The sequence below is a fragment of the Lachnospiraceae bacterium genome, from assembly GCA_022794035.1.
Classification (GTDB): Bacteria; Bacillota; Clostridia; order Lachnospirales; family Bianqueaceae; genus CALWPV01.
Genome location: JAAWDX010000003.1, coordinates 124,409 through 149,727, shown reverse-complemented (window position 1 = coordinate 149,727; position 25,319 = coordinate 124,409). Strand labels below are relative to the sequence as shown.

At 42.9% G+C, this 25,319-nt stretch carries 18 protein-coding genes; 8 read left to right on the top strand and 10 right to left on the bottom strand.

Annotated elements, in window-relative coordinates; genetic code table 11:
* The 6 genes from HFE64_02350 to HFE64_02325 all read right to left on the bottom strand — a co-directional run bounded on the left by HFE64_02350 (position 1) and on the right by HFE64_02325 (position 7,769).
* Positions 1–1,221 carry a nucleotide sugar dehydrogenase gene (locus tag HFE64_02350; protein MCI8632310.1) on the bottom strand — a complete coding sequence of 407 codons (1,221 nt, stop codon included), beginning with the start codon at positions 1,219–1,221 and terminating at the stop codon, positions 1–3.
* A 6-nt stretch (positions 1,222–1,227) separates the two neighbouring features.
* Positions 1,228–2,493, bottom strand: a complete 1,266-nt coding sequence (locus HFE64_02345; GenBank protein MCI8632309.1) for a glycosyltransferase family 4 protein — start codon at positions 2,491–2,493, stop codon at positions 1,228–1,230.
* Positions 2,494–2,497: 4 nt separating this feature from the next.
* Positions 2,498–3,244 carry a sugar transferase gene (locus HFE64_02340; GenBank protein MCI8632308.1) on the bottom strand — a complete coding sequence of 249 codons (747 nt, stop codon included), beginning with the start codon at positions 3,242–3,244 and terminating at the stop codon, positions 2,498–2,500.
* Positions 3,245–3,255: 11 nt separating this feature from the next.
* Positions 3,256–4,458 (bottom strand): DegT/DnrJ/EryC1/StrS aminotransferase family protein, encoded by a 1,203-nt coding sequence (locus HFE64_02335; GenBank protein ID MCI8632307.1) that lies wholly within the window; start codon positions 4,456–4,458, stop codon positions 3,256–3,258.
* A gap of 175 nt (positions 4,459–4,633) precedes the next feature.
* The gene (locus tag HFE64_02330; protein MCI8632306.1) at positions 4,634–5,407 is read right to left on the bottom strand and encodes a hypothetical protein; all 774 of its coding nucleotides are present in this window, start codon (positions 5,405–5,407) and stop codon (positions 4,634–4,636) included.
* Positions 5,408–5,711: 304 nt separating this feature from the next.
* A complete protein-coding gene (locus HFE64_02325) occupies positions 5,712–7,769 on the bottom strand; it encodes a polysaccharide biosynthesis protein (protein MCI8632305.1) in 2,058 nt (685 codons plus the stop codon).
* Positions 7,770–8,550: 781 nt separating this feature from the next.
* Between HFE64_02325 and HFE64_02320 the strand changes: the two genes are divergently transcribed.
* From HFE64_02320 to HFE64_02285, 8 genes are all read left to right on the top strand, one after another.
* Complete coding sequence (locus tag HFE64_02320) at positions 8,551–8,814, top strand: helix-turn-helix transcriptional regulator (protein ID MCI8632304.1); 264 nt, start codon at positions 8,551–8,553, stop codon at positions 8,812–8,814.
* A gap of 225 nt (positions 8,815–9,039) precedes the next feature.
* Positions 9,040–10,311 (top strand): adenylosuccinate synthase, encoded by a 1,272-nt coding sequence (locus HFE64_02315; GenBank protein MCI8632303.1) that lies wholly within the window; start codon positions 9,040–9,042, stop codon positions 10,309–10,311.
* Between the two features lie 14 nt (positions 10,312–10,325).
* Positions 10,326–11,855, top strand: a complete 1,530-nt coding sequence (gene guaA, locus HFE64_02310) for a glutamine-hydrolyzing GMP synthase (GenBank protein MCI8632302.1) — start codon at positions 10,326–10,328, stop codon at positions 11,853–11,855.
* 354 nt (positions 11,856–12,209) lie between these two features.
* The gene (locus tag HFE64_02305) at positions 12,210–13,700 is read left to right on the top strand and encodes a glycosyltransferase family 39 protein (protein MCI8632301.1); all 1,491 of its coding nucleotides are present in this window, start codon (positions 12,210–12,212) and stop codon (positions 13,698–13,700) included.
* Positions 13,701–13,998: 298 nt separating this feature from the next.
* A complete protein-coding gene (locus HFE64_02300; GenBank protein MCI8632300.1) occupies positions 13,999–14,748 on the top strand; it encodes a hypothetical protein in 750 nt (249 codons plus the stop codon).
* 61 nt (positions 14,749–14,809) lie between these two features.
* Positions 14,810–15,280 carry an acetyltransferase gene (locus HFE64_02295; GenBank protein ID MCI8632299.1) on the top strand — a complete coding sequence of 157 codons (471 nt, stop codon included), beginning with the start codon at positions 14,810–14,812 and terminating at the stop codon, positions 15,278–15,280.
* A gap of 129 nt (positions 15,281–15,409) precedes the next feature.
* On the top strand, positions 15,410–17,074 hold the full coding sequence (locus tag HFE64_02290; GenBank protein MCI8632298.1) for a hypothetical protein: 1,665 nt from the start codon (positions 15,410–15,412) through the stop codon (positions 17,072–17,074).
* Positions 17,075–17,173: 99 nt separating this feature from the next.
* Positions 17,174–17,833: a sugar O-acetyltransferase gene (locus HFE64_02285; GenBank protein MCI8632297.1), complete on the top strand. Its 660-nt coding sequence runs from the start codon at positions 17,174–17,176 to the stop codon at positions 17,831–17,833.
* On the opposite strand, the gene HFE64_02280 is transcribed toward HFE64_02285, so the two are convergent.
* The 4 genes from HFE64_02280 to HFE64_02265 form a co-directional block, all read right to left on the bottom strand.
* Positions 17,830–18,420 carry a uridine kinase gene (locus HFE64_02280; GenBank protein MCI8632296.1) on the bottom strand — a complete coding sequence of 197 codons (591 nt, stop codon included), beginning with the start codon at positions 18,418–18,420 and terminating at the stop codon, positions 17,830–17,832. The genes HFE64_02285 and HFE64_02280 overlap by 4 nt on opposite strands.
* Complete coding sequence (locus tag HFE64_02275) at positions 18,417–18,953, bottom strand: ECF transporter S component (protein MCI8632295.1); 537 nt, start codon at positions 18,951–18,953, stop codon at positions 18,417–18,419. Before HFE64_02275 ends, HFE64_02280 begins: the two co-directional genes overlap by 4 nt.
* 152 nt (positions 18,954–19,105) lie before the next feature.
* Entirely contained in the window at positions 19,106–19,261 is a 156-nt protein-coding gene (locus HFE64_02270; protein ID MCI8632294.1) for a DUF3842 family protein, read from the bottom strand.
* Between the two features lie 105 nt (positions 19,262–19,366).
* The gene (locus tag HFE64_02265; GenBank protein MCI8632293.1) at positions 19,367–25,144 is read right to left on the bottom strand and encodes a hypothetical protein; all 5,778 of its coding nucleotides are present in this window, start codon (positions 25,142–25,144) and stop codon (positions 19,367–19,369) included.
* Positions 25,145–25,319: the final 175 nt, after the last annotated feature.

Sequence of the window (25,319 nt, the reverse complement as noted above, 5' to 3'; positions counted from 1 at the left end):
TTAGAGTCTATATGTACCGGGAAGATCACAGCATCTACGGGTATCGAATACGATCTTACCTTTGAGTTTATCCATGTTTTCTTTGATCTGATTATGATTGACCATAATAACGACAAGGTCAGTATCTTCCAAGAATTTGTCAAAATCATGGTACTGATTGGAAACTAGATCATTTGTAAAGAAGGGATCATATACCTTAAGCGGAGCTGCAAGATGTCTTTCCTGACTTTCAAGCAACTGAATCGTCGGTGACTCTCTGGGGTCATCAACATTTTCCTTATAGGAAAGTCCGTAAAGACCAACACGGCTAAAATCAGTGATTTCATTTTCTTTCATAATTTCATAAATGCGATTAAGAACGAAATCAGGCATACCGTCATTAGTTTTCATAGATTCATCAATAACCTTTGCAAGACTCGGATAATCACCCACAAGAAACCACGGATCAACAGAGATGCAGTGGCCACCAACACCGGGACCGGGCTGAAGAATGTTTACACGAGGATGCATATTGCATATACGAATGATCTCATACACATCCATATTGTCATGTCGACAAATTTTAGCCAACTCATTTGCGAAAGCAATATTGACTGCACGGAAAGTATTCTCAACAACCTTTGTCATTTCAGCAGTTCTAATATCTGTTACAACAATTTCACCTTGGCAGAAAGAAGAATAAAGCTCTTTGATCTTTTCACCGATAGCTTTATCATCAGCACCGATAGTGCGATTATTGTGAAGAAGTTCATAGACCATATTCCCCGGAATAATGCGCTCCGGCGCATGAACGAGATTGATGTCCTTGCCGATGGTGAACCCCTTCTCCTCGATTACTGGACGAACATACTTGTCGATAGTTCCGGGGGAGACAGTGGATTCTACAACCACTGTTGCTCCTTTAGGGCAAACATCCATAATAGTCTTTACCGCTGCCACAACATAGCAAGCATCGACTTTCTTAGAAAATTTGTCATATGGTGTGGGAACAGAAACAATATATGTATCTGTTACCTGATATTCCGTTGTAAATTTGATGCCGGCTTTAACAGCATTTTTAAAAAGCTCATCAAGCCCATTTTCTTTAAAAGTAGTGTGACCTGCATTAAGTGTTGCTACAAGCTCTTTATTATAGTCAGTACCTATAACCTCTACTCCATGAGAAGCCATCATAAGAGCTGTGGGAAGCCCGATATAGCCGAGTCCAATTACGTTAATCATTTTTATTTATTCTCCTTTAAATTGCTTAATAGTATCTTTCAATACCTGTTCATATCTTTTAGCAAGTATTGGAATATCAAATTTTTCTGCTGTGTTTCTTGCTGACTTGCATATTGTCTCATATTCAGCTGGAGACAATTTTCTAACCCTATTTATAACTTCAACGATATTATCAACTGTACACTCTTCAACGGAGTATCCACAATTATCTCTTTCGATAATATCATATCCCATTTTGACAGTCGAAACAACTGGCTTCCCGCTTGCCAAATATTCAAACAGTTTATTTGAACTGTTACCTCGCGACCAGTTATAAGTAGAGCCCGAATAATTCAAAATATTCAAGGATGATTTGCTTAAGATGTATGGAATATATTTATTATTTACATACCCTTTGAATCGCACGTTATTTATCTGCTCATCTACAACTCTTTGTTTTAATTCTTCGACACAATTACCCATACCATATATCAAAACTATCGCATCATCATCAAGCTTCTTTGCCACATCAAGAAGCATGCCAATATTATTGACAGGTCTAATTGTGCCACAATAGATAATTTTAAATTTGTCAGTCTCCAAGTCCTCGTCTGGATAAGTACATTCTTTAATTCTTCTATCAAACAGTTGTATATCGACACCGTTATTAATATATGCACATTTTGATATATCAACTTTACCACCGTTTGCTGTATCCCATTTATGATCTGAAATATAAGTATGGTCGCCTTCTTTCAGAAATACCAAGCTATCTGCTTTCTCATATATGAGTCGCTCGTAATGGAGTAAAAACTTTCCTATTAATCCCCTTTCTTTCACCACACCTCCCAAGAAAAAAACTTCCGGCCAAAGATCACGAACTTCACAAATGCAAGGAATATTGTATTTTTTTGCAATTTTTAATGCAGAAAGAGCCGCCAGCGGATGCGGAATGGATGCAACAATAATATCCGGCTTCCAATGATTTTTTGCAAACCATTTTGATGCCTCAAATAGTCGATATCCGAATTGAACCATATTCATAACCCGATTAATCTTGTTCTGATATCCACAGGTTCGAACAAAAACTGATGTCACTCCATCATATTCACGAAGAAGGATTTTTTCTTTTCCCTTTATCATGTTCTCACCAGCATAATGCAGGTAAGATGAAGTAAAGACTGCTATTTGATTTCCTGATTGATTCAAATACGACCCAAATTCAAATGGTCTATGTAAGCCCGCTATTTCATATGGCGTCGCATAATGATGGAAATACCATATTTTCATCACACATTTACCTCATTTGTTTTTTCATTGATTCTGCAAACGTTCTTTCCCCTGCTTCATCTGTCTTATAACCCTTACCCAACATCGCAAACACTGTCTTAACCATAACGTTGATATCTCCTCGGAGACTAAATCTCTCAATGCTTCTCAAATTGTAATACATCTTGCCGGAAAGCACCTTTTCCACATAGACATCGTCTATATTCTCAGCATCATCTAGGAGCTTATCTTCATTCTTGTAGAGAATACTCGCTTCTGATGTAATACCTGCCGGTAGAAGCAATGTTGCCATCATAGCAGGTGCATACCGATCCACATACTTCACGACCTCCGGACGTGTGCCGACAAAGGTCATGTCACCCATGAACACGTCGAACAGTTGACTGATTTCATCAAGCCGACATTTTCGAATCAATCTGCCCACTCTCGTAACACGGCTGTCATTCTTCACTGTGACCAAGCTGCCTTTTTTGTCGGCATTATTGACCATCGTGCGGAACTTATGAATACGAAATCTCTTACCATACTTAGTCACCCTCTCCTGTCTGTAAAAAATCGGACCAGAAGAGTCGATCTTGATTGCAACAGCCAGAGCCAAAAACACAGGCGATAGAATAACCAACATAATAGCGGAGACTACAATGTCAAACAACCGCTTCACTAATAGACTGAACTTCTTCTTGCAGAGAATATCGTAGTAGTAACGAACTTCCTCGGTCTTCATTTTATCCGGTAGCTCATCCCATTTTCTCATTTTATGTTCACCTAAATATACTCTTTCAAAATTGCAACATAAGTATCAATCACATACTGCACTTCCTCGTCGGTCAGTTTCGTATAAAGTGGTAGTGTAATCTCATTCTCATAATGCTTATAGGCGTTCGGATAATCTTTAATATCAAACCCCAATATTTTATATGCCGTATGCATTGGCAATGGTTTGTAGTGAACATTGCAAGCCACACCTGCTTTTGCCATCTTTACGATGATCTCGCGGCGCTGTTCATCAGTAACATTTGGAACTCTCGTAATATATAGATGTCCGCTTGATATGTGCTCATTTGTATAATGAGAGAGCACCTTAACACCAAGTGGTTTCAAAGCTGCATCGTATTTACTGACAATCTCTTTCCTTCGCGACAAAATACCATCATATCTCTCTATCTGGGCCAAACCAATCGCAGCGGCAATATCTGTCATGTTGCACTTGTACCAAGTACCAACAACATCATATTCCCATGCTCCGAGCTGTGTCTTAGCAAGTGCATCTTTGGATTGACCATGAAGAGAGAAAAGTTGTATTTGTTTGTAAATTGCTTCATCATCGATGCCATCAATATGCTTCCAGGTCATAGCTCCCCCTTCCGCTGTAGTCAGATTTTTCACAGCATGGAAACTAAAGTTTGTAAAATCGGCGATAGAACCAACCATTATAGCATGTCGCTGGGCACCAAAAGCATGCGCTGCATCAGCAACGACTGCAACTCTTTGAAGTTTTTCTTGAATCTCATTATTTGGATTAAAAAGAGACTTTTTACGTTCTACGATTTCAAAGATACGATTATAATCACACGGAATACCCGCCAAATCCACTGGAATTACAGCTTTAGTCTTATCCGTAATGGCAGCCTCCAAAGCATCATAATCCATTTCTAAACTATCCTTCTGGCAGTCCACCATGACAATCTTGGCTCCCACATGACAGACCACCGAAGCAGTTGCAGTATAGGTGTATGCAGGGACAATTACCTCATCTCCCGCACCAATACCAAGTATTCTGAGTGAAACCTCAGCACAGGCAGTCTGTGAATTCAGACATACACACTTAGGTGAACCAACATATTCGGCAATTTTTTTTTCAAATTCCTTCGTTTTGGGTCCAGTGGTAATCCAACCAGAACGAAGTGTTTCTGTCACAAGATTAATCTCCGCATCACTGATGTCGGGAGGCGAGAATGGAATATCAATTTTTTTCATAGCACTACATCTCCATAAACTTTATATATCGAAATGATACTCTCAGCTTCCTTTTTGATATGCATCGTGAGTCTTGCATTCACTTATCCAGTTCATACATTCAGATCAAAAGCTCGCTTTACATTTCAGAATATCACTATTATATCTCTTTTTCGCATTACATCCGTTACAACAGAATTGCTCCTATTACGATAGTTCGGCTCTGTGCCAAAAGTTCCAACAGTGAAAAGACATCACCTTTTATGCTACCTTCTTCCGATTGTACCAACACAATTGCCTGATTTTTAACCTTTATCATGCATTGAGGATCTTGCAACACTTTTGCAACAGGGACAAAGGAAATTCCGCTTGCGATACCGCTCCGATTCAGATTGACGGCGACTTCATTCAATTCTGCTTCCGATACCGTTCCAATCACTAGAATCTGTTTTTTCTCTCCGGCTACCAAACTGATTTTGGCAGCCGCAAGTGCATACTCTTTACTTACATCTATTTCACGGGCACCACCATCCAGCTGATCAATTAGCCTATCAATTTTCGTTGCTTTTTTTATATTCTTACTCCCAACCGGTATATGAAAAGATACCATAATTGGGATATTGAGTTGTTCGCACACATGTTTCATGCTGTAAAGATTCTTTCCAAATAACAACATAAAAAGCTGTTTACAGAACACACATCCACACACAGCTACTGCGCCGAGTATTCCGCCAAGAATTATCTTCATAACAACACTGGAAACACTAAACACTATCTTCACCATCGTACCATCTTCAGCCCGAACTGATTCCTGTGTAAGCTGTGAAATCACATCGGTGATCCCCATCAGCAGCGCAGCAATTAACATTGCAATAAGGATCATCCGCCATTTCCTTAAACACGCCACAGCAACACGCTTGACATCTAATTCTTTTTCATACTGAATGTAATTATTTTCCATTTCTCCTCCATTACGGCAGCCACACCAGTTACTGCATAATCTACAAAAAAACGCTCTGTCGATCTTAATATGTAGCTTCCATCAATTCAGCAGCATCTTCAATGAACAACACCCCATGTTTCTTGCGAACATCTTTAATTACATCAATTTTTATTGTAAACTTTAACTAATTTAATGTCCAGATTGAGTGTTGCATCAGAAGTCATATCAGAATAAAAACTTTCTTTTCCCCAGCTACATTGCTATTTTCTCCTACCATAGATATTCAATTAGGTTCTGTTGTTTTTTAACACATTACTTTTCCTTAATTAGTAGTACTTACCCTAACTTCTCTCAGCAGCTCTTCATATATTTCACCTTTCTTCTCACTTCCCTTTTCTCCTGCCGCTGAAAATGTTGGCACAACTTCCTGCATTAACTTTCGAATCTGTTCTTCATCGTTATTATAGCTTACACGTACCAACTCCTGCATCTGCTCTAAGAACATCCCTGCATCAAATGGAATCGGTCTACCAATATGAATTAAATGATTCGGCGTTGTTTGCATCCCTTCTTCTTCCATCAGCTTTTCTTCATAAAGCTTTTCTCCCGGACGCAGGCCAGTATAAACCACAGGAATATCAATGTCCGGCTTATAGCCGGAAAGCTTGATGAGATTTCTAGCAAGCGTATCGATCTTCATCGGTGCTCCCATATCGAGCACAAAAATCTCGCCGCCGGCGGCATATGCACCGGCTTGCAATACCAAACTAACTGCCTCCGGAATAGTCATAAAATACCGAATCACATCCGGATGCGTCACTGTTACCGGACCGCCTGCTGCAATCTGTTTTTTAAATAGAGGAATCACTGAACCATTACTCCCCAGCACATTTCCAAAACGTACCGCCACAAATTCTGTTTGCCCATTACGAATTATTTGAGCAATTTCCTTCATACTGCCGTCTTCATCTTCCTGATGTGCATAAAGCACAGGCAGCATTTCCGTACTTCCATTCTTAACTGCCTGGGCAAAAGACTGAATCACCATTTCACAAAGACGTTTACTGGCTCCCATGATATTAGTTGGATTAACTGCTTTATCCGTACTGATTAATACAAAGCGTTTGCACCCGTTTCTCAGTGCAGCATATGCCGTTTTATAGGTTCCAATTGCATTATTTTTAATTGCTTCACAAGGGCTCATCTCCATTAGCGGAACATGCTTATGAGCCGCCGCATGATACACAATATCCGGATGATATGTCTCGAACACCCCATTGATACGCCTACTATCCCGCACGGAACCAATCAGCACAACTAAATTCAATTTAGGGTATTTTCTCTTAAGTTCCTGTTCAATTTCATAAGCATTATTTTCATATACATCAAAAATAATCAATTGTTTGGGCTCATGTGCTGCAATCTGGCGGCACAATTCACTCCCAATAGAACCGCCGCCGCCTGTAATTAAAACCGACTTTCCTTGCAGCTGTTGGAAAATTTCTGCATTATTAACGCGAATTGGCTCTCTTCCCAACAAGTCTTCCACCGACACATCCCGCATGGCACCCACCGTTACTTCGCCAGTTACCAGCTGATACATCCCCGGCAAATTTTTCAGTACGCAGCCTGTTTCCTTGCAGATATTCAAAATATCCCTTTTCTGTTCTGCCGTGGAACTAGGAATTGCTACATATATTTTATCAATCTTATATTTTTCTACATTAACAAGAATATCATCCCGTCCGCCTACAATCGGAATGCCGTCTACAAAACGGTTCCATTTATTAGGATTATCGTCAATAATGCAGCATACGATTTCTTTTAACTCATCTGCATGCAAAATATCCCTCAAAATCATTTGTCCAGCGCTGCCAGCTCCAATCAGCATTACACGGCTCGCTCTTGCTTCTTCTTGGCTTTTATTTCTGCGACTGCGCTCTAGCAAAAGAAAACGATAAGAAAACCGAACTCCTAAAATCAGGCCAAACTGGATCAGTGCGCCAAAACAATAATAGGAAACCGGCATGCGTTCAAACAATACTGTAATACCAATTGTATGAAAAAGGAATGTTAATACAGAAGTAGCGGCCGTTCTTACCAATTCACTATAACTGGCAAAACGCCAAACACTTCTGTACAGTCTGAGCCCTTTAAATATAATAATACAAAAAAGCGTGTAAATCGGCGTAAAATAAAGATAGGATTTCAAATAAGATATCGGAATTGCCGAAAATCGACAGTCAAACCGAAGCCATAAAGCAATAAAATAGGCAATATTAACGGCCAGCACATCATAAATGACTAGCCAAATCGCAATCATCTGCCAATGCTCAATCCGCCTGCGCGGATAGGCCTGACTGCCCCTCTGATCATTCATGCCTTCTTGCTTATGATCTATATGAAAATTACTTGACATTTTTTTCAGTTCCCCTTATTTAGGGCAAGGCTTACTGTCCGGTTATTCTAAGTCCATATGCATAATAATGTGATCACGCAAAATACATGTACCCTCGATGATATCTTCTGTGATCACTCTTGCAAAGCCATTACCCATTATTTATGAAACTAAACCTAAGTTTAGTATGAGTATTATACCGCGTTTAAACTTCAAGTTCAATACCCAGACGCTTCAAATTTTTACATGCTTTGCTTTAATTCCTTATATTTCAAAACTTTTTCCTAAATTCTCCCAAAAATGCACTCCGCTTCTTTGTACTCTCTATTTCTTTTTGCTACACTATATGTATTCTATCACCCAATCCCCGAAGAGTAACATAACAAACTATGTAATCTTTTCCCGTGATAGAATGCTGCATCGCTCCGGTCACCGTGCTTCGACCGGAGCGATGTTTTATGTAACTACGTTGCAAATTTAAAATAATATCTTTTTAACGTGCAACTTCCGAAATTCGCACGTTGCTTCCTCAATGAATAATTTACTATAACGTACCCATTTGCTGTTTTGCGCGTTAAATTGATCACATCAGAACTCTTATAACGTACTTATTTCTCTTTATCCTCCCTACTGCAACTGCTTATTTTATATTTAGAAGCCGACAAGCACATGTGATACCCTCATTTCCCGAAGTACACTTCATGGCGTGCGCCTCATAATCTCTGTACAATTAAGATAAATTTTATCAAAGGAGAAATTTATCATGAGAAAGTACATCCGTGAAGCGTACAAAAACTATGTCAGATGTGAATTATTAAAGACAAGAGCTGCCAAAGGACTCTCGCAAGAGAGAATGGCAGCCATTCTGGATATGAGCGGTCGGGCTTATACAGCATTAGAATCAGGCAAAAGCTGCTGCAGTCATATTACATTCGCGCTTTACTTAACTCGCTGCTGTCTCGATAAAGATGCTTTTATCGCCGGTTTATCTGATGTGCTCGACAAAGCAGAAAAGGAAATCATTTAATTGTTTCGATCTATTATTCTTTAAACATAAAGACCATGATATTTTCACCGCACTTTTCTTGACAGTCCCCTCGTCCTATACTATAATGGATCAGGAATACGCTTAAAAGGCTTCCCCCCTATTTCGGAAGCCCTTTTCTGTTTCCTCGCCGCTATCTGTTTTATGGGCGGCGCGAACAATTGGCGGCACAGCCGCTAAAATACACCTTATAAAGGATGGAGAATTATGATTAGAGCAATTGTTGGGGCGAACTGGGGCGATGAAGGTAAGGGCAAGGTTACCGATATGCTCGCCAGCCAGTCTGATATTGTAATCCGTTTTCAGGGCGGTGCCAACGCAGGCCATACGATTATCAATGAGCATGGTCGTTTTGCGCTGCATCTGCTGCCCTCCGGCGTCTGCTATCCGCATACCGTAAACATTTTAGGAAATGGCGTGGCACTGGACATTCCCAAGCTTATTCACGAGCTGGAAACCGTAAAGCAGCGCGGCATCAATCCGCATATTTTGGTGTCGGATCGTGCTCAAATTGTAATGCCCTATCATGTTCTTCTGGATACATATGAAGAGGAACGGCTGGGCGCTGCCGCTTTTGGCTCTACCAAATCGGGCATCGCTCCTTTCTTTTCTGATAAATACGCCAAAATCGGCATTCAGGTAAACGAGCTGTTTTATCCCGAAGAGCTGAAGGAGAAGCTTGCGCGCGTATGCGAGCTTAAAAACCTGCAGCTCGAGCATATTTACCACAAACCGCTGCTAGATGCGGATGAACTTTTTGCGACTTTGATGGAATATAAAGATATGATCGCGCCTTATGTGTGCGACACCAACGTATATCTGCGCGAAGCCGTGGCCGCCGGCAAGACCATTTTGCTGGAGGGACAGCTGGGTACGCTGAAGGATCCTGATTTTGGCATCTATCCCATGGTCACGTCCTCCTCGCCGCTGGCGGGCTATGGCGCTGTGGGCGCAGGACTGCCGGCGCGTCTGATTACCGATGTTGTGGCTGTTACCAAAGCCTATTCCAGCGCCGTGGGCGCAGGAGAATTCGTGTCTGAGATCTTCGGCGACGAAGCGCAAGAACTGCGGCTTCACGGCGGGGATAAAGGCGAATTCGGCGCAACCACCGGACGTCCCCGCCGTGTAGGCTGGTTCGACTGTGTTGCAAGCCGCTACGGCGTACAATGTCAGGCTGCTACGCAGGTTGTGCTGACTGCTATCGACTGCTTGTCATATCTTGATGAAATTCCCGTTTGCGTTGGCTATGAAATCGATGGTAAAATTGTTAAAGATTTTCCTGTAACACCTGTGCTTAAGAAGGCCAAGCCGGTCCTGAAGGTTTTCCCCGGCTTTAAAAAAGATATCCGTGGCATCACCCGTTTTGAAGACCTGCCCAAGGAGGCACAGGACTATGTACTGTTCATCGAGCAGGAGCTCGGCGTGCCGATCACGATGGTATCCACCGGCCCTAAGCGCGAAGAAATTATCCACCGATAAACCAAGGAGGTCTCATGGAAAAAGTATTAGTACTTGATTTTGGCGGGCAGTATAATCAGCTGATTGCCAGACGCGTGCGGGATCAGCATGTGTATTGCGAAATCCTGCCCTATACTACGCCTCTTTCACAGATCAAGGAGGCCGGCTATAAAGGCATCATTTTCACAGGCGGCCCCAACAGTGTATATTTGGAGAGCTCTCCGCATTATACAGCTGATATTTTAGATCTGGGCGTACCTGTACTTGGCATCTGCTATGGCGCTCAGCTCATGGCCTATATGTTAAACGGCGCCATTTCTCAGGCTCCTAACAAAGAATACGGTCACGTTGAGGTCACTGTTTCTTCCGAAAGTCTCTTATTCAAAGACATTCCCTCTAAAAGCATCTGCTGGATGAGCCATACCGATTATATCTCTCAGGCCCCCGAGGGCTTTACCGTATCCGCCTCCACCGCTAATTGCCCTTGTGCTGCTATGGAGGCCGCTTCCCGCGGACTTTACTCAGTGCAATTCCACCCAGAAGTTACCCATTCTGAGTACGGCAATCAGGTGCTCCACAATTTCCTATTTGAAATCTGCGGCTGCAGCGGTGATTGGATCATGGACAGCTTTATAGAAGATACTGTTGCGCGCCTGCGCGAACAAATTGGCGATCGCGGCGTTGTCCTCGGCCTTTCTGGCGGGGTTGACTCTTCTGTGGCCGCCGCCCTTTTGAGCAAGGCTGTGGGTAAACAGCTCACCTGTGTATTTGTTGATCAGGGCCTTATGCGCAAAGATGAAGGCGATTTTGTAGAGGAAACCTTCACCCGATTATTTGATATGAATTTTGTGCGCATTAACTGCCAGGAACAATTTCTTTCTAAGCTAAAAGGCGTTGTGGATCCTGAGGATAAACGCAAGATTATTGGCACCGAATTCTATAAGGTTTTCTGGGATGAAATCCGCGCTCGTTACTCCAATGGCTTCTTTGCTCAGGGCACGATTTACCCTGACCGCATCGAAAGCGGCAAGGGCGACGCAGCTACCATTAAAACCCATCACAATCAGGTAGCGATGCCCTCTGATATTCAATTTGTCGGCATTGTAGAGCCCCTTCAGGATCTCTTTAAAGATGAGGTCCGGCGCGTGGGCGAAAAGCTGGGCATTCCGCGAGAGCTGGTTTGGCGCCAGCCCTTCCCCGGTCCTGGTCTTGGTGTGCGTGTGATCGGTGAGGTCACGGCAGAGCGCGTCAAAATTCTGCAGGAAGCAGATGCTGTACTGCGTGATGAGGTTGCCAAAAGTCACTATGATGATGAGCTGGCTCAATTCTTTGCTGTGCTGCCCGGCGTTAAAACTGTCGGCGTGATGGGAGATGCCCGTACCTATGATGAGCTCATTGCCATCCGCGCTGTCACGACTGATGACTTCATGACGGCCGATTGGGCTAAGATTCCATATGATCTCTTGGGCCGCATTTCCAACCGGATTATCAACGAAGTGGACCACGTAAACCGCGTAGTATATGATATCACTTCTAAGCCGCCGGGAACAGTGGAGTGGGAGTAATACCACTTGTAATGACGGAACCCATTTCACCTAACAATCAAAATTTGGTTTTCGTTCCAAATTAAATAGAACAAGTATCAGACCTTGCAGGAAAAGAGGCTCTTCCTCTTCTCTTTCCATTTTCTCTCAAAACCCTTTAAAACCCTACTAAGGAAAAAGGAGAGAACGAGGAAGGGCGAGAGCGAAAATGAGATTTGCCATGACACCACTTGTCATAGGGCGTTAAACACCAGCCTCCGACGTAGAAAAAAGCGACCGTGCATTTCTGAGCAGCCTCAAATAAAATGGACGGCGCAAGAAATCTTTAGTTTTATATAAAAATTTTTCCCTTTTTGTAAGCACAGGAGGTATGCTATGCATTTCCCAGAAACTCATTTTTTAGAGCCACCGCAAAAGAAAAATGCTCTGGGGCTTTGGATTGAACGGCTGACACTGTGTTTTTTCGCCGTTGTTACCGTAACAATCCTCTATTACTTTTTCTCGGAGCGAGTGCAAAACTGGCGGCCATTGGGCTATGGTATAGCGGGACTTTATCTGCTTCTTTTGCTGCTTGGCTGCGTCCTGATCGCATTTCGCTGTAAAAAACAACCGCCTCTTTCTGTTTTAGCCATAATTTTGCTGCTATCTCTGGGAAGCAGACTTTGTTATGTCCTGCTGATTCCCACCGAGCCTGTCAGCGATTTTGCCCTACTTTATGAATCTGCCCAAGCAGCGGCGGCTGGGGATTTCTCCTGGAGTCAGACGACAACCGGGTATTTTTACCTGTGGGCCTACCAGATTCCTTTTGTTTTGTATGAAGCCGGGGTTTTGCGTCTGTTTCATTCTATGTTTATCTTAGAGCTTTTGAATGTGCTTTTTATGGTCGGCTCCAATTACCTGCTTTACCGCATCGCCAAAACCTTTCTTTCTGAAGCCGCTTCCTTCTGCGTCACATTTCTCTATGCGGCCTTCCCCGGTGCAGTCATGCTCGCGTCCGTTTTGACCAATCAGCATATTTCTTTGTTTTTCCTGTTGCTTGGGGTTTTCTGTCTGCTCCAAGCAAAAAACTGGCGTTTTTTGCTTTTGGCAGGTCTAAGTTTTGCTGTCAGCAATTTGATGCGGCCTGAATTGATTATCATTTTGACCGCCGTTGGATGCTGTGGCCTTTTACGCTGGATGCAGCATCCAACCAGAGAGTCTTTTCTAGGCTTTATCGCAAGCTTTGCGTTGGTTTTTGGCTCTTACTGGGCCACGTCAAAGCTGGTAGAACTGGCGCTAATGGGGCTGCGCATTGCCCCCAACGGTCTTGCCAATCACGCGCTGGAATGGAAATTTGTTTTGGGACTGGGTAATGTAGAAGGCTACGGCAGCTATTCGGAAAAAAACGTCGCTATTTTATCCATTGCATCCAGCGCTGCCAGAAAGAAAGCCACGCTGGATGCAATCCAAAACGCCTTCGCCAATTCTCAAATTTCTCCGGCGCATTTCTTTCTGGAGAAGGCAAATCGCTTTTGGACGCAGCCCCAGTCTATAAACTGGTCAACCTGGAACTTAGCGGACAACGCCCAGGTGCTTCCAGGGCTGACTGTGGAAGGATTTCGGGCTTATATGCAGTGGTTTGAGCGGGCGGCGTTGCTGCTAGTTTACCTGCTTGCGCTGCCTGCACCAGTACTTTTGTGGCGGAAAGAAAACAGGAAAAGAGGCGGAGCGCTGCTTTGCCTGGCAATCCTCTGCATTACTTTTTGCGTTTATCTTCTCATCGAAATACAACCCAGATACCGTTATTCCGTAATGCCCTTCTGGGTTCTAGCCGTCGGGATAACGCTGGAATGGATGACAGGCAGACTGAAAAAGAGAACTGTTTAAATGAAACAACCGAGTAGGAATAAATATTATCCCGAGGCACACCCGATTATCCTGTGAGGGCAATCTTAGACAGCCCCAAAAAGCGAATAGAGTAAGTTTGAATGACCTTGTAGAGAGGAAGTAATCCTTTCTATGAGGTCATTTTAAATTAGAAGGATGGAGAAATGAAAAATGTTGGGATGATACTCTTTCTTTAATATGAAGTGTAACTGGCTTTCATCAGGAGCTTATGGTAAAATAGGAATAAAATTAAAAGTGGTATAATTAGAGTATTACAGATTAGGTTTTAGGAGAAAACATGGAAGATAATAAAATCGTTTATGACAAAAAATTTGGAATTTCTACTTTTAAAAGAGAAATTTGTACAGAATTAGGGAACGCTTTTGGGGATGAATTTGTTAAGAATATTGAATTGCCGGATATAGATTCTGAGTATAAATGTCAATGTCATCATATGTACTTATTTATGAAACGGTTGGAAGAAATGACAGATGAAAAAACCTTAAAAAAAATATTATGCAAAGTGAGACATGGATTACATCCCTCTCAGTGTAAATGGGCCCATAAAGAGCTTATGGAGGTAGGCAATTTAGATGATTTCTTGAATAAGCATTCGAATGATGAACTGAATCATTTTATTGAACTGAATCGTGAAAAAAAGGATTTTTATGGACAGGAGATTTCAGATGAAGTATTGACATTTATAAAAGAAAATCCAGAAATGCTAGCTCCTGTGAGGCGGGGAAATAAACTATACTGTAAGGCATTTCCCTATAACATGAAAGAGTATCTAAAAGCTACCGATGAAAAAATGAAGCGGTACCATGCTTGCCACTGCCCTCTTGCCAAAGAATCCATCTTATCAGAAAATGTTGTATCGTCTACCTTATGTAATTGCAGTCTGGGTCATATGATGAATTTTGTAGAAGCATTTATGGACCGAGAATTAGAAGGTAAAGTAGTTTGCTCCGTTTTAAATGGAGATTTGACCTGCGAATACGAGATCGAAATACCAAATGATATCATGCAAAAATATGTAACCTCATAAGAACAGAATTGATGAATCTTTTAACAACCAAAATGCGCCTGATTAAAGGGATACAGATATGATGAAAATAGTGGAAATAAAAGAGCGAAATCCTGCACTGATACAAAAACTATTAGATGTATGGGAAAGCTCTGTTAGGGCAACACATCTATTTCTATCAGAAAATGAAATAGTCCAAATTAAACAGTATGTTCCGCAAGCATTAAGAAACATTCCCTATTTACTAATAGCTGTGGATGAAACCGACACTCCTCTAGGATTCATGGGAATCGCAGACCAGATGCTAGAAATGTTATTTATTTCTGCCGATGAAAGGGGAAAGGGTATCGGAAAGCAGCTATTAGAACTCGGAATAAAACAGTACTCAATAGAAAAACTGGCCGTAAATGAACAGAATCCTGCTGCCAAGGGGTTTTACGAGCATATGGGCTTTGAGACTTATGAGAGAACAGAACTTGATGAACAGGGAAATCCCTATCCATTATTATATATGAGAAGAACGCAAAATTTTAAAGCCAAAGAGGTACAATAATATGAATACACCTACATAAAAGCTGTTATGCAGCAGTTAGGTATGGCATATCGCTATTCATATGAAGAGCAATGGCAGCCAAAAACTTTCCTGTCATATTTCGCATGTATCAGCTCAATTTTAATGGTAATGACGATTTTGTTTGATCTAAATGATTGGAATATGTATCCCCATCATTTTATTGAAAAATTCCAGTTTGGGGTGAATTTATCCGTGAATGATTTGATTTCTTCAGCAGGGCTTTTATATCTTTATCTCATTGGCTATCGAGAAGATACCCTTTCGAGCCTCCATACAGCTGACACCTATCATTATATAGGAGACGCCTTTTATCAGCAAGTAATGAAAAAAGCAGCTGAAGCAGGTGATGATCCTGATATAATCCATATATTCGCCATTGTCGGGGCAAAACAAAGGGCAAATACCGTATCCGATCTGGTTGAGAATGCGTTAAAAAATAACTTTCAGCAGATCCTAGCTGCCCAAGATATTCAAGACTTTTCACCAAAACTGGACCAGATGGGCAATGCATTTTTTAAAAGTGTTCAGCATTTCTTTTGTAAGCAACCTAACCATTTTCCCAAACATATTGCTTATGAGAATGAAGATTTTGCATTTGTTGGCATCTGCTGCGGCCGTTCTCCCAAAGATACAGATGCCTTAATTTCATTATGGCTGGACCGGGAGATGCCCTGCCTATATGGAAAACAAATTATGACCCACTCATTCCTTTTACATGATCTTATTGGCCGAAAAGTGGTTTCCTTTCTGCCCCAGACGCAAACAGGAAGCTGGAAGCTTATTTTTGAAGGCGGCATTCAAGTTTCAATCGGCGAAGAACTTTCTTACATGAAGGAAACCATCCATCCAATGGATTTAGGCGGATTTTGCTCTTCAAACCTGCAAACAATCCTGATGAATCCTGTTTATGCATATGGCACATGGCTGCAGCCGAATAGTCTTTGCGAAGAATGGCATAAGGTATTCCTTTACCTGTGTGCTACTTCAGAATACGTTTGGGATTCGTTCAGTATCTCAAAAGTATATCCGAAATTTCTAACCTTCTTACAGGATTATATCTGTGAAACAGTGAATGTCCATCCCGTTCTTCCTAAAGAACAATATCATAATGCCTTACTGGTTCATATCCAAAGCTTTCGCGCTTTTTTAAGGGGAAAAGACGAACCGGTTATCTCAAAGGATTTACATCAGACCATAAATTCACGGTATGTATATCTTCCTTATCTTTGGCCTCTTGTGCCGCACACAGACACAAGCACTAACTTTTCTCCCTCTGCATTACATAAATTAATAGAAAATGCGACCCATGAAAGCCAAACCCATCAAAAAGGATCTCTATGGGAAGACGTAGCTGCTTATGTATTAGAAAATATCTCAGGGTGGAAAATTACTGGCCGGCGCGTCCAAGCAGGCTTTCAGGAAATTGATATCAGTGTAGTCAATATTTCTCTAGAGGATGCCCTCTGGAAACTGGGTGCTTACATTTTAGTGGAGTGCAAAAATTGGCAAACACATGTAGACTTGCCTCAAATCAGAAATCTAGCACACATCTCTAGCATGAAGGGCAATAAAACCGCTATTCTCTTTTGTGCAAATGGAATTACAAAAGATGCTGAAAATGAAATTCACCGGCTTTTGACTGAGTCTCTTTCGATTCTCTGCATCACGGCTAACGATCTCCTGCCACTGCAAACGGCAGAAGACTGTAGAGATCTGATTTTAAAAAAGTGGCAAATATTACAAGATAGCATTCATATCAGCGCCATGATATAAGCCCTAGGGAGTAATCAATTACCTCTTGATTTTTCAAATCAAAATGTACATAATACATGTATCGCATCCATGAATTTAATATTTTTATAGGAGAAAAACATGTTAGAAGAAGAAAAAATCAAGGCCGGCATCTTATTTAGCCCTGCTGATCCAGCCTTAAAAGCAATTAAGTTAAAAACACATAAATTAAATATAGACTACAATAATACTTATGAGGATGAAACACAAAAACGCACTGCCATTCTCGCCGAAATAATCGGTGAGCTTGGTGAGGGCAGCTTCCTTCAAGGTCCTATCACGTTTCATTATGGGAAACATACCAAAATTGGTAAACATTTTTTTGGTAATTTCAACTTAACCATCCAGGATGATGCCGAGGTTACAATTGGTGATAACTGCAATTTTGGTCCAAATGTGACAATCGTAACTCCCATCCACCCTATGTTAGCCAATGAACGCCGAGCATTATTAACAGCCGATGGCCAAAAAAAGCATCTTTGTTACGCTAAACCCGTTCATATCGGCAATGATTGCTGGTTCGGCGCTTCTGTAACGGTTTGTCCCGGTGTTACAATTGGCGATAACTGTGTAATCGGTGCCGGCAGCGTAGTAACGAGAGATATTCCCGCCAACAGCTTTGCCGCCGGCGTTCCTTGCAAAGTAATCAGAACACTTACTGAAGCAGACAGCATGAAATATAAGCCTGATATATTGGCAGATAACAGTATAATAGAACATAAAGACATCGACCGTTCTTAATTTATATCGATCACCATATCACATCGTTCTTTTACTTTCATCTCTGCAAAGTAGTGCTGCTCCAGTGGAATCCATTCTTGAAAAAACCTCTCGGCCTGTTTCGGCGTATTTCTCTTTTGAATACGCTTTTTCTGGATAGTAGGCTCAATATTCAAAAATACTGAAAAATCATAATACCCGGTAAAGTCTGGATGCATGCTATAGGCTCCTTCTACCACCACCAGTTTCTCCGGCTTTATTGATACCGCAGGCAATAAGGAAAAGGTGCTACAATCAAACCGCCGATAGCAAATAGGCCTATCTTCCTTAAGCGGCAAAAGAACTTCCTGCAAAAAACGCTCTCTGTCCACATTGCCACCGGGCTCTGCCAGACGCTGCTTTGTCCGCTGTTCTGGCCTTAAAAAGAAATCATCCATATGAAAAACCGTACACTTATAGCTGTCTTCAAGAAAACGCCCTAATGTTGTCTTTCCGCTGGCACTGCCGCCCTCAATCGCAACCGTTGTGCTGCCCTTTCGAAGCAATCGCTCTATTTGCCGGAGCATTCCCCCAAACTGTCCTTTTATCAGCTCCGCCTCATTCATCATTGATATCTCCTAAATCTTTTTTGATCAATGAGCATAACCAAAATAGGAATCAACACAATCTGTACAATAATCCCCGGAATCGCTGTTGTAATAGCATCAGCCCAAAATGCAGAAGCATTAAACACTGCTACATTAAATCCTTCACAGGCCAATCTAGCAGCGCCCCATACCAGCCTTCCTGCAGCCATCGCTGCAATAAGCGCTGCATAAATAAATCCTCTTTTCTTAGGAAAGCGCTGATATAAGAATCCAACCAATGCACCATATGTAGCAAGCTCAAATGCCATACAAATTGCCGTGGGAAAAAGCTTTGGCATTCCCAAAAGTACTGACCGCAAAAGCGAGGCAAACAGCCCAACGGCTAATCCCCATGGCCAGCCACAGATAAATCCGCAAAGCAATACCGGCAGATGCATTGGGCATAACATGGACCCAATCTGCGGAATCTGACCAGTAAAAAACGGCAGTACATAAGCCAAAGCCAGAAACATAGCACTTAAAATCATTTTCCGAATATGATCTTTATTTTTCATAACTTTCCTCCATTTATTGACAAATATAAAAGCGCTGGTTTCTCTTCTGAGAAATCAACGCTTTCTTAGCATCGTCTTGATATGAAATCTTTTTGTTTATGAGCTTCTGCTCCAGTTCTACCCTTCTGAGTATATTGATATTTTATCACATTTTAGATTTTTAACAAGGAACCGCTTTTCATGGCCGTGGTTGCGATTACATTGGTTCCAACGGCCTGTATCGTAATCTCGGGAATTTTTGATGCTATTGCCTTAATCACCTGCGCGCCAAGCTGTCCTCCTTGCCCGTCAATAACTAGAACATTCACTACAGTCTCCCCCTACTTTCTTAAAATCCTTCTCCTATCATACCCCACTCCATAAAAATGGGCAAGCGCATTTTTCGCCTGCCCACTTTTCTTTTATTCTAATGATTATTCATTAAAATGAGTCTTTTTCCTTCCCCTGAGAATGAGAAGCAGCACAAGTGCCAGTACAGAAACACCCAAGACTGCAAATGTCCCAACAGGAAGCTCATCACCCGTTCCAACGCCGGTGCCTCCCTGCTCCTCATCCGGTGTCTTTTGAACAGGCCGCATCGTCACCCGAATGCTGTGACTACCTTCTACAGATTTAAACGTCCAGGAACCTGCACCAACTAGCTCAGGATGCTCTACACCGTCAATGATCACCATATCAACTTCGTACCCTTCTTTCGGTTCCCAAGTAACGGTATAATCTCCTTCTTCCGGTGCTTCACCAGTCGCTGTAATCGTACCTTCTCCACCGGAAATATCGGTCTCAATCGTATGAGCAGGTCCCGGTGCGCTTCCATCCGCCGGTACAAAGATAACCTGAATGGTATGATCCTCGTTGACCGTATTGAAGACAAGCTGCTCAGCAGTGGCAAGACTATCCACATTCATGCCATCAACCAAAATGCCCGCGACTTTCCAACCGTCTGCTGCCTTCCAAGAAACCGTATAACCAGATCCGGCTACCATTGTTTTGGTTCCGCTGATGGTACCCTGTCCTTTAGAGGATGTTTTAACCTGTACATATTTTACCTCATCCGGTTTGGGCTCCTCATCCGGCTTCTCTGTTTTTTCCTTAAATAGCACTTCAACCGTATGATCGCTATCAATAGAATTAAATGCAACCTGATTTGCCTGCAGCAAATCACCGCGCATAATGCCATCCACAATGACAGCAGCCACAAAGCTTCCATCCTTCGCACTCCAGCGAATGGTCTTATCCTGTCCTTTCTCTACTGTACATGAAGAAGAAATCGTTCCCTCGCCTTGCATAGCCGTTGTAATCGTAAACTGCTCAGAGGGTTCAACGGGATCCTCGCCCGGCGCCTGAACTTTCTCACAAACCACCTGAATAGTATGATCTGCACCGATTTGATTAAAAGTAAGGCTATTCTCAGAAAGGAGGTCCGTCTTTTCTGCTCCGTCAATCATCACCTTTGTCACTTGCCAGCCTTCTGCAGGTGTCCAGGTAACAGTAGCAGAATCACCTTTTTGTACTGTCGTACTATCTGAAATTTCCCCTTGACCGCTCATAGAAGTAATCACACGGTACGATTCCTTATCAACCACACCGCCAGTCCCATTGGGATCTTCTTTAATGAAAATCTCGATAACATGGTTCTCTGTAATATTAGAGAATGTATACTGCCCTGAGGATAGTAAATCATCGCGCACCACACCATCCACATAGATAGTGCGAATAGCCGAATCATCGCCAAAATTCCAGTAGATTGTCTGATCACTTCCCTGAGCCACACCGCTCATTGATGAAGAAATCGTTCCTGCACCTTTTTCAATACTTGTTCGAATATCATAGGTAGGCGCATTATCCTCCTCACTTGGAGGCGTAGCTCCCGGAACATTAACTGTATGAGCAGGGCGCAGTACAACATTAACTTCTACATCATCGCTCAAATCATCAATCACAACCTGATTGCCTGCTACCATGCCATCTCTGGCAATACCATTAACCTTAACGGTTACCGATTCGACCTCATATCCTTCTGCCACATTCCATTCAACGGTATACTGGCTGCCGTCCTCTAAAACAACGCCAGGCGTCACACTGCCGATACCGCCGCTTAAAGAAGTACTCACATTATGCTTAACTGTATCAGGCTCTTCTCCTGAAGCGTCGATCTTACTAAAGACAACATGCACCTTATGATTTTGCTCAATCTTTGCAAATTCTACCGGACCGACATCCGTCTGATCGGCATCTCCTGTCTGATCCTCCGGTGCAAATGCAGCAGTTCCTCTTCCTAACCGATTAAGATGAAGAGCCAAACCTATAATCTGCGGAACATTCCTTGCCTCTTTATTTTCTTCATCCGGATTTTCCGGTTCCTCAGGCTCAGGATATTCAATCTGTGCTACCTCATCGATATAAATCTGCTCCAGCTTCCATCCGTCCGCTGCTTCATAATTAACTGTATAGTCTTCACCCCAGAAAAGAGTCGCTCCTGGCGTGATGCTGCCTTCGCCTTCTATTACGGTTTGAACTTCAAATAAATTCGGCTCTAAAACAACTAAAACCGTATGGTCGCTGTCAATTTCGTCAAAAACGACTTTAGCATTTTCATCCGTGCTGTCTTTAACGGAAACACCATCGACATAGACATCCTTCACTTTATAACGCTGATCCGGCGTTGTCCACTCAATTTCCTCATTTGCTTCCGGACTGCTTGCAGACACCTCCACTACTGTAGTGGGTGTAATTGTACCAGGTCCTCCTGTAATCTGCGTTTCGATCGTATAAGTTTTGGCTGTTGGATCTGGCGGAGTCGGATGATCAGGATCTACTGTATCCGGTTCAAAAAATACTTCAAATGTATGATCCTCACCAACGGGGAAGAAGGTGTGCTCACCTTGATTAAGCACAGCTGCATCCGTAATCTCAACCCCATCAATAACGATTTTCGTCACATGATTTCCTGCTTCTGGTATCCAATGAACGGTATAGCTACCGCTGTTTTCCACACTGGCACTCTCGGTCACAGTACCACTGCCCGTTTTAGAGGTGTTGATCGTAGAATATCCTTTAACAACATTCACCGTGCTGGTATTCTCCTTTTCGAAAACAACCTCCACTTCATGACCGCGGCTGATACCGTTAAATGTATAGCTTCCGCTCTTACCATTATCTATCAGCATACCGTCAATGAGGACCTTTGTCACCTTATAGCCATCACCGGCCGCCCATGTAATTGTCGCATCCTCTCCCGGCCTAGCCGAAACAGAATCACTCACCATGCAGCTTGCATCGCCGCCGGTACGCTTTGTAATAATAGGATAATACTCGGATTCTACAACATTTTGATCCTGTCCGAATTCCACATAAATCGTGTGGGCTGCTTCTACTGCTTCAAAAGTAAATTCATTCTCCGCAAGCAAATCATCGCGCACGATACCATCTACCATAATATAGTTGATATACCAGCCCTCTTCCGGCTGCCAGGTCAGTTTTGCATCGTCGCCGTAAGGATAGCTGCCCGTTCCACTGATGATACCGCGCCCATTCTTCACAATAGAAACCGGATATCTATTGATCTTCCAAACGGCATAGACAACCGTATCATCTTCCAGCTGCGTTTCTTCTGTAAAGGGCACAAAATGATCAGGATCTGCTTCTGGATCTGTGCTCCATCCCATAAAGGTATACCCCTTCGTCGCAGGGTCTTCTGGAATTTCATGTTTTGCATCCTGAACTGTTGCACCGATCGTATAAGGATAATCATCCTCATAAATCAAACTCTGCTCCTCATGATCCACATGATTCCAATCATAAGAAAGCTTCAGTGAATCCCGTATCGTCAGCGTTTTACTATTCGTAATATAGCCGCCATTCATTTGGCCGGCCGTGTACCAGCGGTACTCAAGACGATAAACGCCCCTATCCTCAGGCACCACATGCCGTCTGTTGAGCAGCAGATCCTGCAGATTTTCATCTGTAGCAACATTCATCTCCTCAAACTCGCCGGTTTCCGGATTCTGCTTAAACACGACGACGACGACCTTACCGCCAACGCCACCTGATGCAACTGACGGCAATTCAACACCAACCAGCTCTACCTTTTTTTCACCCGTGGCTGCATCTTCTGTTACTTTATAGCCAAATGTTTCATCATCTTTAGGATAGGCAGAATTGCGAATATTACCTGAGTCTACCTGATTGGCTTCGCCGGCTGCAAACACAACATCCAGCCGATGATCATACTGAACATCAGCCTCTTTCTGCCGATCATCTCCGCGATCTACATAGCGAACGGCAGAAACAGATTCGGCATTTCCCATAGAAATAACGGTAGTCGGCACTAGGCGCATAAAGCGCTGGCCAACAATGTTCGCCCCGTTCTGCGGATTGACAATGCCTGTATCTACGGAAACATCCACCCAACCAACGCCGGGCGTAAAGTTTGTTGTCTGATATGTCTTTGGATCAATGATAATGACTTCATTTCCATACATATCACCAGGTACCTGACAGGTATAGCCCGGCCGTACATCCCAGCGAATCGACATGCCTTGACTGCCAATCCCCGAGATCTCATTATTGGTTAGCGGGAATAAAACCGTAATCTTTCGCACCGTATCATAATTGGCATTGCCAAAGGCCTCCAGCTCCTCCTGCGACTTTCCTAAATTGGAAGGCTGCAGCAACGCCGTACAAACAGACGCTGAAGAATAAGCCCTTGCGATTGCCCGATCGGTTTCATTACCAAAGGCTTCTGTAGGCTCTGCAAACACTTTCAGCTGAGGATACATGCCTTCCTGATATACCCAATTATCCATACCCAACTCATCCTGCATAGCACTGCCAATCATCTGACCAGTCAGATATCCATCGATTCCAGTAAATGCAGTTTGCTGAGTTGTGCCAATTACATATTCTTCCATACCAGAGGTCTGCTTGTCATAATAGCAATTCTGAATCTGTGCTGCACTGCCGCCCGCACCGCCAAATCCGCCAAGCGTTGACGAGCTTGCTTGTCCAGGCTTTGTCTGTGTAGTACCAACCTCTCCGGCACAGTAGCTGTTTGTAATTAAAGTACCAGACGTAGAACCATAAAAACCACCCATATTACTTGCCGTACTCTGCATGCCTACCATGGAAGTACTGTAGCAGTTAACACAAGTATCGGTTGTCTGCTCATCACGGCCAAAAAAACCACCGACTGATGAAGTTCCTTCTACAACACCTGCTGCAAAACAATTCTCAAAATGATTCACATAATGACCAATGCCAGAAAAAACACCGCCATCTGAATTACAATAGAGCTTAACGTTCGTAAAACAGTTTTCTACCCAGCAATAGCCCGGGCAGGAAACAAATCCGCCTGAATGGCTAGAAGTAGAAATATCATAGCTATCAATACCATAACTATTTGTAATTTTATAGCCGGAAACCGGCCCTACAAAGGACCCGACACAGCTTGTACCATATACTGTAATATTCCGTACATGGCACTGATCCATTTTTACAACAAAACTTTGCAGGTTACCGTCTCCTGTACCGCTCCAACCGCTTACAATACCACCCGTATGGGCCGCACCGTAAAGTACAGAATCCTCTACCGATACCTGCTTCATCTGACCGCCACGCATCCAGCCAATTACAGTACCTGAATACTGCCCCGTGGCTCTCGTGTAGCAATAGCGGAAACGGATATTTTGCATTTTAAACGCGCTATTGGCTTCAGCTACGCTAGAGATAAAACCAACATATGCACCGCCTTCGCAGTTCATATTATAAATCGTCTGCCCATTACCCTCGATAATGATATTACCAGGATCTGCAACGGGCGACCAGTTCACGCCATTGCGTCCGCCAAGGTCCACATCATTTTTCAGCTCCAGCGATTTTTTATTGACCAAAGCCCACCGAAGCTGTGACGCCTTATACACGTCAACTAAGCCATTGCCGTCTGCATCCGTTGCCTCTTCCATCGCATTCAGAGTCCAGACCTCCTCTGCCGGCACCAGATTGTCCGCATTTGCAGCGCGCAGCGCATCAAATTCCGCCTTGCGCGCCTGATATACGCGGTCCAAATAGCTATTCCACGCCTCGCCCGGATTCTGAATGACATCCGCAGCCTGCGCCGTAAAGCAGTTCCCGAACACTGACAAAAGCATAGCAAAGCATAAAAGCCAGCTACATACCCGTCTCTTTTGCCTCATAAAATTGCCCTCCTAAACACTGTTCATTTCTTTTAAATTATGATCGATTTTACATCTAACAATGGCAGGTTCTGCATTTTGGCTATGTATTATATTTCGCCTGTACTAATTGCAAGATATATTATGCTTTAAAAGTATATAGCATTTTTGTCGATTTTACAATCATTTTTTCTGT